Raw genomic sequence first — 13519 nt, 5'->3', positions numbered from 1 at the left:
TAGTTGCAATTTGCTAGAAACCTATGTGAATGATGCCTAATTCATCATGTTTGTATTTTTCTCAATGCAAAACGCCATTATAATAAATAATAGTACATATTTCTGGAATAAACATGCCAAACCGATCACCAACTATCAACACATCGCCTTTACATATTCGCAATAAACATCGCCATGGATATGACTTTGCACAATTAATTAAAGCTGTGCCAGAATTTTCAGCTTTTGTTAAACGGAATCAATACGGAAATTTATCGATTGATTTTGCTGATCCTAACGCTGTCAGAATGTTAAATAAAGCACTACTATTGACCTATTACCAACTTTCTTATTGGGATATTCCTAACGATTATTTGTGTCCACCAATACCCGGACGAGCCGATTATATGCATTATTTGGCTGACTTACTGGCAGAAGATAATCAACATATCATACTCATGGGTAAAAAAGTTCAGGTGTTGGATATCGGTATGGGAGCCAATATGATCTATCCTATCATTGGTCGAGCTGAGTATGGTTGGTCATTTGTGGGCAGTGATATCAATCCAACAGCCATCAAAGTTGCATCATTAATCACAAAGGCTAATTTGTTACTCAAGGGATCTGTTCAATGTCGATTGCAAAAAAATTGTTTGGCGATTTTTGATGGGATTATTCAGCCTAAAGAGTTTTATATGCTAACTCTTTGTAATCCTCCTTTTCATGCGTCAGCGCAAGCTGCCTTAGCCAGTACCCAGAAAAAACTCAAAAATCTAGGAAAATTGGGTGATTCAAAACAAAAAACAGTACTGAATTTTGGTGGGCAACATATGGAATTATGGTGTCAAGGTGGCGAAAGTACATTTATCAGTAATATGATAAAAGAGAGTGCCAATTATAAAACACAGTGTTTATGGTTTACGACATTGGTTTCAAAAAAAGAATCATTACCGGTAATTAGAAAACACTTAAAAGCCGTTAAAGCTATTGAGACAAAAATTGTGCCTATGGCACAAGGACAAAAAATTAGCCGTTTTGTAGCATGGACTTACTTTAATAAAGCGGAACGTCAACAGCTTCTAGCAAATTATTAATGTTTAGTAAAATATCTCAAACAGACAGATAGTTAAGTCCTACAAAGGCGAGTGATTAATCACCCAAGATGTCCTGCAAATAGTATTCAATAATTTTTGTGTTGTTAATTGACCTTTTCTTGTTTTATCTAATCAGATGTTTAACCAACATGCTATTTTATACATATATAAAAAATGATATGTAATCAATGTTTAATATTAAAAATGGGTATTCATTATTTATATAATTCTTTGTTATAACTAAAAATTATTATTTTTCTTATAAAAAATTAACGATAATTAAAATGCTTTGCAATAAACAGTAATGGTTATAATATAATCAATACTGAAGCGATATCCATTTAGGTATAAGGAAGATAATATGAGTAAGAATACGACGGCAGAACTGATTGAAAAGTTAGAAACTATTGTGGGTAAAAAGCACACATTAACTGATCCTTCCCGTACTTTACTTTATCGTAAAGGTATTCGTTTTGGTGAAGGTGATGCTATTGCAGTGGTTTTACCCGGTACGTTAGTTGAACAGTGGCTAGTTTTAAAAGCGTGTGTTGAAGCCGATGTCATTGTGATTACTCAATCGGCAAATACAGGATTAACCGGTGGTTCTACACCTGACGGTAATGATTATGATAGGCCTGTGGTAATTGTCAGTACTCGTCGACTTGAAGGTATTCATGTGATTGAAAATGGTGAGCAAGTGGTTTGTTTGCCAGGCAGTACGCTATTTAAACTTGAAAAAGAGTTAAAAAAATATAATCGTGGGCCACATTCGGTAATAGGTTCATCTTGTATTGGCGCATCCGTTATGGGTGGGGTGTGTAATAATTCTGGTGGTGCTTTAATCCAGCATGGGCCTGCCTATACACAAATGGCCGTATTTGCTCAATTAGATGATCAAGGACAATTGCATCTGGTTAACCATTTAGGGATTGAATTAGGTGATGATCCAGAAACGATCTTACAAAATCTTCAAAATCATACTTATACTGAAAAAGATATTAATCATGATGCAGGTTTAGGACACGATCATCATTATTGCGATCATGTTCGTGAGATTGATGCCGATACGCCAGCGCGTTTTAATGCCGATCCAACTAGACATTACGAAGCTTCGGGTAGTGCAGGTCGGTTAATGGTATTTGCTGTACGATTAGATACGTTTCCACTCGAAAAAAATAGTGCAGTATTTTATATCGGTACTAATAATACTGATGATCTTGATGAAATCCGACGTCATATTTTAGCTCACTTTAAAAATTTGCCGGTATCGGGCGAATATATTCATCGTGATGCATTTGATATCGCTGCTGTATATGGTAAACATATCTATTTAGCCATACAAAAATTAGGGACAAATGTGATTCCTCGCTTATATGCATTTAAAAATTTTGTTGATCGTGTCAGTACAAAAATTCCATTCTTCCCCAATAATTTTTCAGATCGATTTGCGGTGTCTGTGAGTAAATTACTTCCTAACCACTTACCTAAATCTATTCGTGATTATCGTGATCGTTTTGAACATCATCTTATTTTAAAAATGGCCGATGATGGCATAGCGGAAGCTCAGGCATTTTTGCAAACATTTTTTCAAAACAAACAAAGCGACTATTTTCATTGTAATGAGAAAGAAGCAGAAGCGGCGATGTTGCATCGTTTTGCGACAGCTGGTGCTGCAACTGTTTATCGTAGTGTCCATTCGGATACGGTTGAAGATTTGGTGGCACTGGATATTGCTTTACGACGTAATGATAAAGATTGGTTTGAAACATTACCGGAAAATATAAGTCAGCATTTTATTCATAAATTATATTATGGGCATTTCTTCTGTTCTGTTTTTCACCAAGATTATATTGCCAAAAAAGGAACAGATTGCCACAAAGTGAAAGAAGCGATGTTAGCCATTTTAGATCAGCGTGGGGCACAATATCCTGCTGAACATAATGTTGGTCATTTATATCAAGCTAACGCTGATTTGAAAAAATTCTATCAGCAATTAGATCCGACTAACAGCCTCAATCCAGGTATTGGTAAGACATCGAAAAAGAAATATTGGCAGTAATTTGACCTTAAACGAAAACCGCCAGTATCGATAAACTGGCGGTGTTATGTTGATATGACTAAATAATCATATTGTTCAATAAATCGATTAATATATTGTCTTGAAAATCATTTGTATATCAAAGTAATTTTTTTAATTGATATAACATTTCTAATGCCTGTTTCGGTGTTAATGCATCAGGATCAATACGTTTTAAAGCCTCTTCAACTTCAGACGGTTCAGGCTCAGTTTCAAACGAAAGTTGCGAGCTATCAACATGGCTGTTCGCTGTCTGTTTTGAAATCATTTCAAGCTCTTTTAATTTCTGTTTGGCCCGTTTTAAAACCGTTTTAGGCACACCCGCTAAACCCGCAACGGCGATACCGAAACTTTTGCTTGCTGCACCTTCAGAAACTTCATGAATAAATGCAACGGTATTATCATGTTCAATAGCATCAAAATGGATGTTATAGACACCTTGCATATGTTCAGGTAGTTGAGTTAATTCAAAGTAATGAGTAGCAAATAGGGTCATTGCCTTAATGTGATTAGCTAAATTTTCTGCACATGCCCAAGCCAATGAAAGCCCATCATAGGTTGAAGTGCCTCGACCAATTTCATCCATCAGTACCAAACTTTGTTCAGTTGCGTTATGCATAATATTGGCTGTTTCGGTCATTTCAACCATAAAAGTAGAACGCCCGGATGCTAAATCATCTGATGCACCTATCCGCGTAAAGATGCGATCAACAGGTCCAATCACAGCTTTAGATGCAGGAACAAAGCTACCAATATAAGTCAGTAAAACAATCAATGCAGCTTGACGCATATAGGTGCTTTTCCCGCCCATATTTGGGCCCGTAATAATAAGCATTCTTCGGTTTGGTGATAGCAAAAGCGAGTTTGCAATAAATGGTGTTTTTAATACTTGTTCTATAACGACATGTCGACCATCTTTAATTTCAATTCCGGCGCTATTAGATAATGTCGGGCACTGATAATTAAGTGTTAAAGCACGTTCAGCAAGGTTAGTTAGTACATCAAGTTCAGCTATTGCATCAGCACTCATTTGCATATTCGCTAAATCAGGCAATAGTAACTCAAAAAGTTGATCGTAAAGTTGTTTTTCTAAAGCTAATGCACGACCTTTAGAGGTTAACACTTTATCTTCATATTCTTTTAATTCTGGAATAATATAACGTTCAACATTCTTCAATGTTTGCCGTCTGGTATAGTGAATCGGCGCTAAATGGCTTTGCCCTCGACTGATTTGAATATAGTAACCATGTACCGCATTAAATCCGACTTTTAAGGTATCGATACCTAGCGTTTCACGCTCGCGAATCTCAAGTTGTTCCAGATAATTCGTTGCACCGTCAGCAAGATTACGGAGTTCATCTAATTCGGCATTATAGCCAGTTGCAATCACCCCTCCATCACGAATAATAACAGGTGGGGCTTCAACAATCGCTTGATTTAAAAGATCGGCTATCTGATCAAATTGATTGATTTTAGCTCGTAAAGCAATTAAATAAGGTGATGAGTGATGATTTAACAATTGTTGTAATTCTGGCAATACATTATAAGCATCACGTAAACGAGCAAAATCACGTGGGCGTGCTGTTCTTAACGCTAATCTGGCTAAAATTCGTTCCAGATCACCAATTTGCTTTAAGATCGGTTGAATATTAATAAGATCTTGTTGTAATTCGCTAATGGCTTCTTGTCTATTTTGCAAAATAACCACATTACGGATAGGCGAATGCAACCAACGTTTTAACATTCGGCTTCCCATAGCGGTTTGCGTTTTGTCTAATATATCGGCAACCGTATTTTCAGTGCCACCACATAAATTTTCGGTGATTTCTAAGTTTCGGCGAGTAGCCGCATCTAAAACAACAAAATCATAGGCTGACTCTTTTATGATAGAGCGAATATGGGGCAGGGCTGTGCGTTGAGTATCTTTAACATATTGTAATAAACAACCTGCGGCAGACAATGCATAACAACAATTTTCAACTCCAAATCCGACTAAATCATTCGTTCCAAATTGTAACTTAAGCTGTTGTTTCGCTGTTTCAAGATCAAAGTCCCACAATGGGCGCCGTCTTAAGCCATTGCGATTGTCAATTAATGACATGGATTCGAAATCTTCAGGATAAAGAAGTTCAACCGGATTTGTCCGCTGTAGTTCAGCTTGCATTGCTTCAACGTTATCGCATTCGAATACAAAAAAACGACCAGAACTGATATCAAGAGTTGCATAACCAAAATGATTTTTGTGCTGCCAAATGGAAGCCAACAAATTATCTTTTCGATCTTCTAAAAGTAATTCATCACTTACTGTGCCAGGAGTGACTATACGAACAACCTTACGCTCAACAGGCCCTTTACTGGTAGCAGGATCGCCAATCTGCTCACAAATTGCGACCGACTCCCCCAACGCAATGAGTTTTGCTAAATAACTTTCAACTGCATGATAAGGCACGCCTGCCATTGGAATAGGTTCACCATTTGAAGAGCCTCTTTTTGTTAACGAGATATCAAGAAGTTGCGAAGCCCGTTTGGCATCATCATAAAACATCTCATAAAAATCACCCATACGATAAAACAGTAAAATATCCGGATTTTCTGCTTTCAATTTTAGGTATTGTCGCATCATTGGTGTGTGGTCGGTTAAATTTTCATTTTCATTCATGGCGTTATTTTTTATTTATGTTTATATTTCAATTCATTAGTTGTTTTTATTAGTCTCATTAAGTACCACTTGGACTCATAAAATATCGCTAATTCTTAATAATTAGTATAACTAAAAGTATAACTATTATGTATAATATGTTATAATTCAGTTATAACATATTAATCACTATTCGTTTATTATAACTGATTATTAGTTCATAGCAGAGGGCTATTTTATGGCAAATGGCAATCAAAAAGCATTATCTCATCAAGCCATAGTAAAACTAAAGCCGAATGGTAAAGTATTATGTGATTGTAATGAAAATCGTGGTTTAAGAGTTGAGTGTTCAAAGACCGGTAAAACACGGTTTATATATAGATACCGAAGAACTGATGGTAAATTAGTTGAAATGACTATTGGTTATTTTCCACAAATGCAATTAGCTGAGGCTCGTTTAGAATTACAAAAATTAAAAAAAATTAGAGAAAGTGGACAATGTCCTAGAGAACTACGAGAACAACAAAAACTTAAAGAGCTACAACTTAAAAAAGCTCAAGAAAATAAATCTAATTTTACTATTAAGAAAATGATTGATTTGTATCTGACTGAATATATTCAAGATCGCCAAACTAAAGATGGTAAAGTAATAGAAGGCGCAAGAAAACCTAAAGGTCAAAATGAAGTCAGAAGAACATTATACGCGGATCCTGTAAAAATTTTAGGTAATCAACCTGTAACGGATGTGACAAGGCAAAATATTATTGATCTTATAAAAGATATTTGTGAAAGAGGTGCAAATGTTCAAGCTGGTAATGTATTACGAGAACTTAATGCTGCATATGAATATGCATTAGGAACAGGTAAAATAGATAATAATTTTATCAATCCGGTTATTCTTGCAAAAAATAGTTTGCAGATAGCTAAATTTAAGTTAACCCCAAAACGTGGTACCAGAGTATTATCAGAATTAGAACTTAAACAATTTTTAAAATGGTTACCTATTTGTAAGTTACCAGATAAAGCCAAACATATATTTTTACTAACTTTATATACTGGATGTAGAACTGGTGAATGGTGCAATGCTAAATGGGAAGATATTAATTTTGAAAAAAGAACTTTTCACATAAAATTCACAAAAACAGAGACAGAACGTTATGTTCAATTAACAAAAACGGCAATAAATTTATTAAAATGTATTAAAGAAAAAAGTTCAACTGATGATTATTTATTTACGTCAAATTACACAGGTAAGGCATTAAATCAGAAAAAGTTAACTGAATATACCTGGCTTTTGCGTCGACATAACGAAATGTTAAACATTCCACGGTGGACACCGCATGATTTACGGCGTACTGTCCGTACTGGATTATCTCGGTTACGTTGCCCTAATGAGGTAGCTGAAGCGATTCTTGGACACTCACGAAAAGGGATTGAAGGAACATATGATTTATATCGCTATGATGATGAATGCAGGGAATGGTTGGAAAAGTGGGACAATTATTTAGATGAATTACAGCAAAATTCAAAGTAAGTCACGATTCAGCCACCAGTTAAACCTAGATTTAAGTTATTCAGTAATAAATTATCTTATTATTCATGAAAATGAATCCTACCCATAATTAACGATGGGTAGGTATGAATTTTAAAAATAAGTAAATATTGCGAATATTGATAGCAAAATATCCAAAGATACAACCACTAACGCTAATTTCTTCCATAATTTTTGATTGTTTGTTTTAGAAATACTTATGGCTATAATCGTAGACCACACAGTCATCCCAAAATCAAGCATGATTGCTTGTCGAGTGTTGTTTTCATATGCTTCAATAATTGTAAAAATAATCGTTGGAATAAACCAATATAACCAAAAAGTTTTTGTTAACCCATATCCTCCGGCTAATAATTTTTTATAAGTAGCATTACTTTTTTCTTGTTGTAATTTAATCTTTTGTAAAATGGACATTTAATACCCCTTTATAAAACTTCATTAGTTAACTATTTGGACATAAAATATTTTTTGTTGTTTATCTTGCCAAGTAATAGAGTATTTAAACGAGCCTGACTTCATTAAAGTTGCTTCTTGCAAATATGCCTGACAAAGATACTGTTTATTATCATTATCAGTACGGAGTGTTTTTTGATTGACAATAGTTGGTCTTTGAAAACCTTCTTTAGTGAAAATTTCTTTTAATGTTTCTTTAGCATCCTTACTATCACATTTTGGTGGCATTTCATCTCCACAACCAGTTAATAAAAAACAGCCTAATAAAGTAAATATAACTATCTTTTTCATTATTTTTCCTTAATCAAATAATATTTTAAATAGAATTAATCAGTTTTTTTGTGATTTTTGTTCTTCTTTTTTAAATACGGTATCCCAAGAGTAAACCCCTGCTAAAATTAATGCACAAATAGCTCCTCCTTTTCCAAAAGGTTGAATGGTGATATGCCCACAATATTGGTCAAAAAAAGTAAGAATAAAAAATATAAAAATAAATATAAAAATAAATATAAAAATGCTTTTCCTATAAAAACCATCATTAATTTCTCAGCCATGATTTTATCTTTTTATGAAATAATCAATTTTTAAACAATGAGATAATCTAAATTAATAAATATACTCATGTATAACGTTCTTATATTGGCTTGTGTTAAAAGTGACAATCCCTTTTTATTTTTGTTATTAAGTAACAAGCTATATGTCATTAAGTGTAGTATAAATTTATAAATATATCAATAATCGATACTTAAATTAGCATATATATCTATAACTGATATTTAAATGTTGGGGTAATGACTGGACAATAAGAAATAATAAATAACATAATTTAGAGCTATATAAATATGGCAAAAACGCCTGTTTCAGATATTGATAAAAAAGTGGGTAAACGAGTACAACTGTGTAGAAAAGAAAAAGGACTCACAGTTGTACAGCTATCGGAAAAAATTGAGTTACCAGCTCAAACTATTTCTCGTTACGAAAGAGGAGAGAATAAAATCAATCTGGAACATTTAACATTAATCGCCACAGGTCTACAAACCCCAATTAGTTGGTTTTTAATTGATGAAGAGCAAACCTACACTATAGAAACATCTAATAAAGTTGCAGAAAAAAAAGAAGCTTATTTTTATTCAAATTCTAAGGATCTTGAGATTAGATTGTTACAACGATGGGAACTTTTAACGACGGAACAAAAACGAGCATTCATCATTTTGCTAGATACACTACCACTACATTAAGTTTTGATTTTAAAACCTTTAGGTGCTTTATTACTTGTTAACAAATGATAAGGTGAAAAATACAATGAATTTATTAAATTGCCACTCTGCTTATAAATTTGATACTTTTGTATTGGTTGTTTAATATTACTAGCACTAACATTTTTTTCTTTTTTCCAATTGATCTTACTACCATTATTTAATCGAAGTTTTGATAAGTAGACTTCAATTTCAGGATCTCCATAAACAGGAATAGGGTTTGTTCTGTCTAAGCCAAATTGACCATAACCTTGTGGAATTTTATTTTTTCTACACGCTTGGGGATTATGCCTAATTATTCTTTCTAATGCTTTGGCTTTATAGTTTGGCATAGTATAAAACCATGAAGGTATTAATTGTATTTTCGGTATATTCATTTTTAACTCCCATTTAGCATAATATTTCATTAAGGTTTTGATTTAAAATGATTAAATTTGATTTCGGTACTGTTTTTTGCTATACTATTAGTTAGTATTAAGTTAATTGTGTTTTTTAATTACTCATTGGGTGTTATTACTCGTGATGCCAGCAAAGCAAGGGAGTTTAGATAACTTTTGTGGCATTTACAGTTTGGTAAATGCAGTATCACACCTGTATGGAAACCGATTAAAACGTAAAAATTTATACCTTAAATTAGTCAATCATTTTAACCAAAGCTACAATATTATTGATTTGATCAATTATGGTATGACTAATGTTGAAATGGATAATTTAATAATGACTGTATTTCAACAAGGTTATTATTATCAGCATTACCCATTAATAATCACGATGCCATATCGAGGTATATCAAAACTCACAACACCACAGCTATTTTCACAAATCAATCAATTTCTTAATAAATACCCAGATAAAAGAACTTCTGTCATTATTGGCACTCAGTACCATTGGTCAGTAATACAAGCGATTGATCATAAGTTTATTTATTTTTTAGATAGTACTGATTTTAATAAAGCATACCGACATAGTTTTTCAATAGTAAATAAGAATAAGACTTATCAGATTAGTTTAGATGATATTTATTTTTTTGAGCGTGTAATATGACGATAGTAACTATTAATGAACATGACCTAGATATCATTAATCAAGCCAAAGCTATTATTGCCAAATATATGCACACGGGCAAAAAACTATGTTCACCAAATGATGTAAAGGACTATCTGATATTAAACTTAGGACTGCTTGATTATGAAGAATTTTGTGTATTATATTTAAATAACCAAAATCAAGTAATAGTATTTGAAAAACTGTTTAGAGGAACAATCAATGAAACTAGTGTCTATCCACGTGAAATCGCTAAGCAAGTGATTTGTTATAATGCTATTTCAGTGATACTTGTACACAATCACCCCAGTGGAGAGCCATTACCTAGTAAGGAAGACGTTAAATTGACCCAACAAATTGAGAGTGTTTTATCATTGATCGATGTGAAAGTACTTGACCACTTTATTGTAGCCAAGCAAAAGATTGTTTCAATGAAAGAACTTGGGATAATTTAGTACAATTTAGTTTATTGTTCTTGGTTTTTTATTCGAGTTTTTTTGGCTTTTAATGTACTCACATATTTTTTTATAAATTTCAAATTAGCTGTATCTCGTAATAGTTCAGGTGTCCATTCAGGTGATGATTCAGATATATCCCAATGCATTACTTGTCTATGGTAATAATCAATATTACTAATCCCCATAGCATTTATTTCTTGAATTGCACCATAATCGCTTAATTCATCAATTGAACGCCAATATTTTGCTATTCTATGCCGTCGGTATAACTCTCTAATATGTTGGCTTTTATGTGTTTCAGGTGGCTCTGAATCTGCTTCATATTTAAGCAAGTATCCTATTATTCTGCTATAGATTTCAGAACCTCCTTTTTCATTTTCAGACACGGGTGAATATCCAAGTTTTTCTCTTAATTTGATTAGATTATTTAGAGCAATACTATTAAGTGACAATGTGATATTAACTTCATTACTTTTCTTTTTTCTATGCTTTTGTACGGCTTGTCGATTTTTTGATTTTTTTTCTTCTTCTAGTTTGATTTTTTCTTGTTCTTTTTTTGTTAGCTTAGCCATATTTGTCAACCTTAATTCATCAATTAACGATAAGTTTTTAACATGATTATCTCTCATTTTTTGACTTAAATAAATGCTAATAATTAATTGTGTTTTTTTTGTAATAATTTCTGAAATTATTTCTGTAATAATTAATAAAATTCACTAATTTCATTAAAAACTGATGTGTTATTTGTAGGTGATTCACTTGCTTTTATAGTGTGTTTTTGAATGAAAAATTTTTTATTTTCGATCTTGTAAATAAATTCCGCTGGAGTCGCAATTGTTGCAACTCCGTTAAAAATCGGAGTTTATAAAATGGTTACAATTATAAAAATTAGAGATGTATCAAGATTAACATCATTATCAAAAGCTACTATTTATCGTCAAATAAAAAAAGGCGTATTTCCAATACCTCTTCAATTAACTGAGAGAAATGTTGGTTGGTTAACATCAGAGATCGAAGAATGGATTAACCAAAAAGCAAAAAATAGGAGAGGAAATAATTTGCTAAATTAATATTGGGGTGTCATTTGTTATTGTGTCGTTGAGTAAATTCACACTTATTTTCAATGATTTTCCATAACACAAAAATAACCATACGATATTTATTTTTCTGAATCCAAAGAAATCAATGCTGTTATGGTTTTTCTCCTTAATAGAGACCTCTATCTGCTGTTTTGAACAAGTTTAACAATTATTTCTCTGCCATATTAAAGGCATATTCATACATATGATGATAAAAAAAACATCAATATATTGCACATTGATATGGTTGAAATACGAGAGTAAATATATAGACAGGATAATACAAAAATATGAAATATAATAAAATAAAAAAGAGTAAAGCTTATCTGATCAAACGAGCTATTTTAGTTACGTTAGATACCTTTAATAAATTTAACGATGATATTGATAACATACCTTTTATGGGTAATGACAAGAGAAAGTCTCCTTCATATTATCGAGATATAAAAAATTTTTTAATACATTTGATTTGTAATTGTTATCTTTACTCCAAAGATTCAAATAATAAACGTTATACGCGATATTCACCATTTCCGAGTAAATTGGGAAAAGCTAAATTGCCTCATGTATTTAAGCAAAAAAAATATCTTGGTTATGACAGAGCGTTAGAATTTTTAGAAAAAAGCAGAATCATTAAAATTAAAAGTTATAACTATGGGAATCATCAATGTCGCCGATTTGCATTATCAAAAAAGTATTTGAAAAAATGGTTTGGTTCAAGCAAAAAAGCTTATATGAATGACGAAGCGCGATTTATTCATCTAAATATGTCTAAAATAGGCGTTAGTCGCCATATTTTGACGCAAGACAACCTAGTGCACGAAATAATAAAAGAACAAAAAAAAGCAAAGCATTCTGTTCGGCATATCTCACGTAATACGATGAGTTATATGACATCGGTATATAGTAAGATGGGATTGTTGTTAATTAATGTAGACAAACTTTTCTTATTTAAGCCGAGAAGTGATATTGAAAACTTTCACAAAATGATGCTAATTCAACATTTAATTGATAGAGGTTGTGACGTTATAACGGATAGTCCTCTTGTTGTCGGTTATAAACCAGAATATAAAGTGGCTAGTATTGGAACCCGGTCTTTTGAAAAAAATGGAGGATTTCAGTTTTTAAAATCGAGTTTAAAATGGAATATTTTTGTTGGTTACAATTATGATATTAAGAGTAGTCAATTAATGATTTTAAAACATGAATTTAAAGAGAATAATATTAAATGTAAACGACTAAAAGCAATAACCAAAAAAAAGGTTATGGAGCGATTTAATATTAGTGATAAAGTAGCAAAAATATTGATATATTCCTTGATTTTCTCTATGGGGCATGTTCGTATAACGAGAAAAAGTGAAGTTTTTAAAGGGCTATCAAAGTACTATACTTATAGAGATATAGTAAGATTACTTAAAAAATGGAAAAAATATGTGAGACCAATTAAGGACTCACTCAATCAATTGGTTGATATTTACATCTCTAGAGCAACAAAAAGGGTAGATCGTGGTATTTCTATTCGTAATGCAGTTAAACATACCTATTTGATTAGAGATTCAAAAGTAACTATTAAGAGTAAGGGGAAAATATTAGCTCACATGATTCAGGGTATCGAAAGTAGAGCTATTTATGACACAATTTTGAATAATCCGTGTGTCTGCGGTTCAATAGAGCATGATGGATTAGTATCAAGTGAGCCTATTAAGTGGGTGCATCCTTATTTGAAGATTAAATTGAAACATGAAATAAAATATAGCTTTTAGCATTATTTAACTCAAGATTAAGCCTAAATTAGTGATTAATTTTTAGGCTTATGTGTACCAATAAAAAGAAATCTACATGTTATATCAAAGTAATATTCTTAACTGATTCATTAGCCGGAAACATAA

At 32.2% G+C, this 13519-nt stretch carries 13 protein-coding genes; 8 read left to right on the top strand and 5 right to left on the bottom strand.

Translation table 11 applies throughout. The features are described from left to right. The first annotated feature begins 113 nt into the window (after window positions 1–113). Window positions 114–1073 carry a 23S rRNA (adenine(1618)-N(6))-methyltransferase RlmF gene (gene rlmF / locus ACGH6R_RS02845; RefSeq protein ID WP_411598847.1) on the top strand — a complete coding sequence of 320 codons (960 nt, stop codon included), beginning with the start codon at window positions 114–116 and terminating at the stop codon, window positions 1071–1073. Window positions 1074–1434: 361 nt separating this feature from the next. Continuing rightward, a complete protein-coding gene (gene dld, locus ACGH6R_RS02840) occupies window positions 1435–3132 on the top strand; it encodes a D-lactate dehydrogenase (protein WP_411598846.1) in 1698 nt (565 codons plus the stop codon). A 118-nt stretch (window positions 3133–3250) separates the two neighbouring features. Here dld and mutS read toward each other — a convergent pair whose 3' ends face one another. Beyond that, window positions 3251–5809: a DNA mismatch repair protein MutS gene (gene mutS, locus ACGH6R_RS02835; protein WP_411598845.1), complete on the bottom strand. Its 2559-nt coding sequence runs from the start codon at window positions 5807–5809 to the stop codon at window positions 3251–3253. A gap of 217 nt (window positions 5810–6026) precedes the next feature. Between mutS and ACGH6R_RS02830 the strand changes: the two genes are divergently transcribed. Then, window positions 6027–7322, top strand: a complete 1296-nt coding sequence (locus ACGH6R_RS02830) for a tyrosine-type recombinase/integrase (protein ID WP_411598844.1) — start codon at window positions 6027–6029, stop codon at window positions 7320–7322. Window positions 7323–7433: 111 nt separating this feature from the next. Here the strand turns inward: ACGH6R_RS02830 and ACGH6R_RS02825 are convergent, their stop codons facing one another. Together ACGH6R_RS02825 and ACGH6R_RS02820 are read right to left on the bottom strand one after the other, a co-directional pair. Beyond that, complete coding sequence (locus ACGH6R_RS02825; RefSeq protein ID WP_411598843.1) at window positions 7434–7754, bottom strand: hypothetical protein; 321 nt, start codon at window positions 7752–7754, stop codon at window positions 7434–7436. A 24-nt stretch (window positions 7755–7778) separates the two neighbouring features. Further along, window positions 7779–8084, bottom strand: a complete 306-nt coding sequence (locus tag ACGH6R_RS02820) for a hypothetical protein (protein WP_411598842.1) — start codon at window positions 8082–8084, stop codon at window positions 7779–7781. Between the two features lie 551 nt (window positions 8085–8635). Between ACGH6R_RS02820 and ACGH6R_RS02815 the strand changes: the two genes are divergently transcribed. Then, window positions 8636–9031, top strand: a complete 396-nt coding sequence (locus ACGH6R_RS02815; RefSeq protein ID WP_411598841.1) for a helix-turn-helix domain-containing protein — start codon at window positions 8636–8638, stop codon at window positions 9029–9031. On the opposite strand, the gene ACGH6R_RS02810 is transcribed toward ACGH6R_RS02815, so the two are convergent. Continuing rightward, a complete protein-coding gene (locus ACGH6R_RS02810) occupies window positions 9028–9426 on the bottom strand; it encodes a hypothetical protein (protein WP_411598840.1) in 399 nt (132 codons plus the stop codon). The two genes, ACGH6R_RS02815 and ACGH6R_RS02810, sit on opposite strands and share 4 nt — an antisense overlap. A 145-nt stretch (window positions 9427–9571) precedes the next feature. Here ACGH6R_RS02810 and ACGH6R_RS02805 point away from each other — a divergent pair, with 145 nt between their 5' ends. Together ACGH6R_RS02805 and ACGH6R_RS02800 are read left to right on the top strand one after the other, a co-directional pair. After that, window positions 9572–10093 (top strand): hypothetical protein, encoded by a 522-nt coding sequence (locus tag ACGH6R_RS02805; protein WP_411598839.1) that lies wholly within the window; start codon window positions 9572–9574, stop codon window positions 10091–10093. Then, window positions 10090–10548, top strand: coding sequence for a JAB domain-containing protein (locus ACGH6R_RS02800; RefSeq protein WP_411598838.1), 459 nt, complete (start codon window positions 10090–10092; stop codon window positions 10546–10548). Before ACGH6R_RS02805 ends, ACGH6R_RS02800 begins: the two co-directional genes overlap by 4 nt. 11 nt (window positions 10549–10559) lie before the next feature. Here the strand turns inward: ACGH6R_RS02800 and ACGH6R_RS02795 are convergent, their stop codons facing one another. Further along, entirely contained in the window at window positions 10560–11123 is a 564-nt protein-coding gene (locus tag ACGH6R_RS02795) for a hypothetical protein (protein WP_411598837.1), read from the bottom strand. A gap of 297 nt (window positions 11124–11420) precedes the next feature. On the opposite strand from ACGH6R_RS02795, the gene ACGH6R_RS02790 reads away from it, so the two are divergent. Both ACGH6R_RS02790 and ACGH6R_RS02785 read left to right on the top strand, forming a co-directional pair. Continuing rightward, entirely contained in the window at window positions 11421–11621 is a 201-nt protein-coding gene (locus ACGH6R_RS02790; protein ID WP_411598836.1) for a helix-turn-helix transcriptional regulator, read from the top strand. 299 nt (window positions 11622–11920) lie between these two features. Continuing rightward, window positions 11921–13393: a hypothetical protein gene (locus ACGH6R_RS02785; RefSeq protein WP_411598835.1), complete on the top strand. Its 1473-nt coding sequence runs from the start codon at window positions 11921–11923 to the stop codon at window positions 13391–13393. Window positions 13394–13519 lie beyond the last annotated feature (126 nt).

Origin of the sequence: Gilliamella sp. CG13 (assembly GCF_046635805.1) — a bacterium.
GTDB lineage: Bacteria > Pseudomonadota > Gammaproteobacteria > Enterobacterales > Orbaceae > Gilliamella > Gilliamella apicola_I.
The sequence above is the reverse complement of the archived record's forward strand: the minus strand, read 5'-3'. Positions and strand labels throughout refer to the sequence as shown.

Bases quoted from the DNA above. Each gene is read 5' to 3' on its own strand.
- ACGH6R_RS02810 (WP_411598840.1), bottom strand. From the start codon at position 9,426: ATGAATATACCGAAAATACAATTAATACCTTCATGGTTTTATACTATG.
- ACGH6R_RS02795 (WP_411598837.1), bottom strand. From the start codon at position 11,123: ATGGCTAAGCTAACAAAAAAAGAACAAGAAAAAATCAAACTAGAAGAA.
- ACGH6R_RS02785 (WP_411598835.1), top strand. From the start codon at position 11,921: ATGAAATATAATAAAATAAAAAAGAGTAAAGCTTATCTGATCAAACGA.
- ACGH6R_RS02830 (WP_411598844.1), top strand. From the start codon at position 6,027: ATGGCAAATGGCAATCAAAAAGCATTATCTCATCAAGCCATAGTAAAA.
- ACGH6R_RS02820 (WP_411598842.1), bottom strand. From the start codon at position 8,084: ATGAAAAAGATAGTTATATTTACTTTATTAGGCTGTTTTTTATTAACT.
- ACGH6R_RS02800 (WP_411598838.1), top strand. From the start codon at position 10,090: ATGACGATAGTAACTATTAATGAACATGACCTAGATATCATTAATCAA.
- ACGH6R_RS02825 (WP_411598843.1), bottom strand. From the start codon at position 7,754: ATGTCCATTTTACAAAAGATTAAATTACAACAAGAAAAAAGTAATGCT.
- ACGH6R_RS02805 (WP_411598839.1), top strand. From the start codon at position 9,572: ATGCCAGCAAAGCAAGGGAGTTTAGATAACTTTTGTGGCATTTACAGT.
- ACGH6R_RS02815 (WP_411598841.1), top strand. From the start codon at position 8,636: ATGGCAAAAACGCCTGTTTCAGATATTGATAAAAAAGTGGGTAAACGA.
- ACGH6R_RS02790 (WP_411598836.1), top strand. From the start codon at position 11,421: ATGGTTACAATTATAAAAATTAGAGATGTATCAAGATTAACATCATTA.
- rlmF (WP_411598847.1), top strand. From the start codon at position 114: ATGCCAAACCGATCACCAACTATCAACACATCGCCTTTACATATTCGC.
- dld (WP_411598846.1), top strand. From the start codon at position 1,435: ATGAGTAAGAATACGACGGCAGAACTGATTGAAAAGTTAGAAACTATT.
- mutS (WP_411598845.1), bottom strand. From the start codon at position 5,809: ATGAATGAAAATGAAAATTTAACCGACCACACACCAATGATGCGACAA.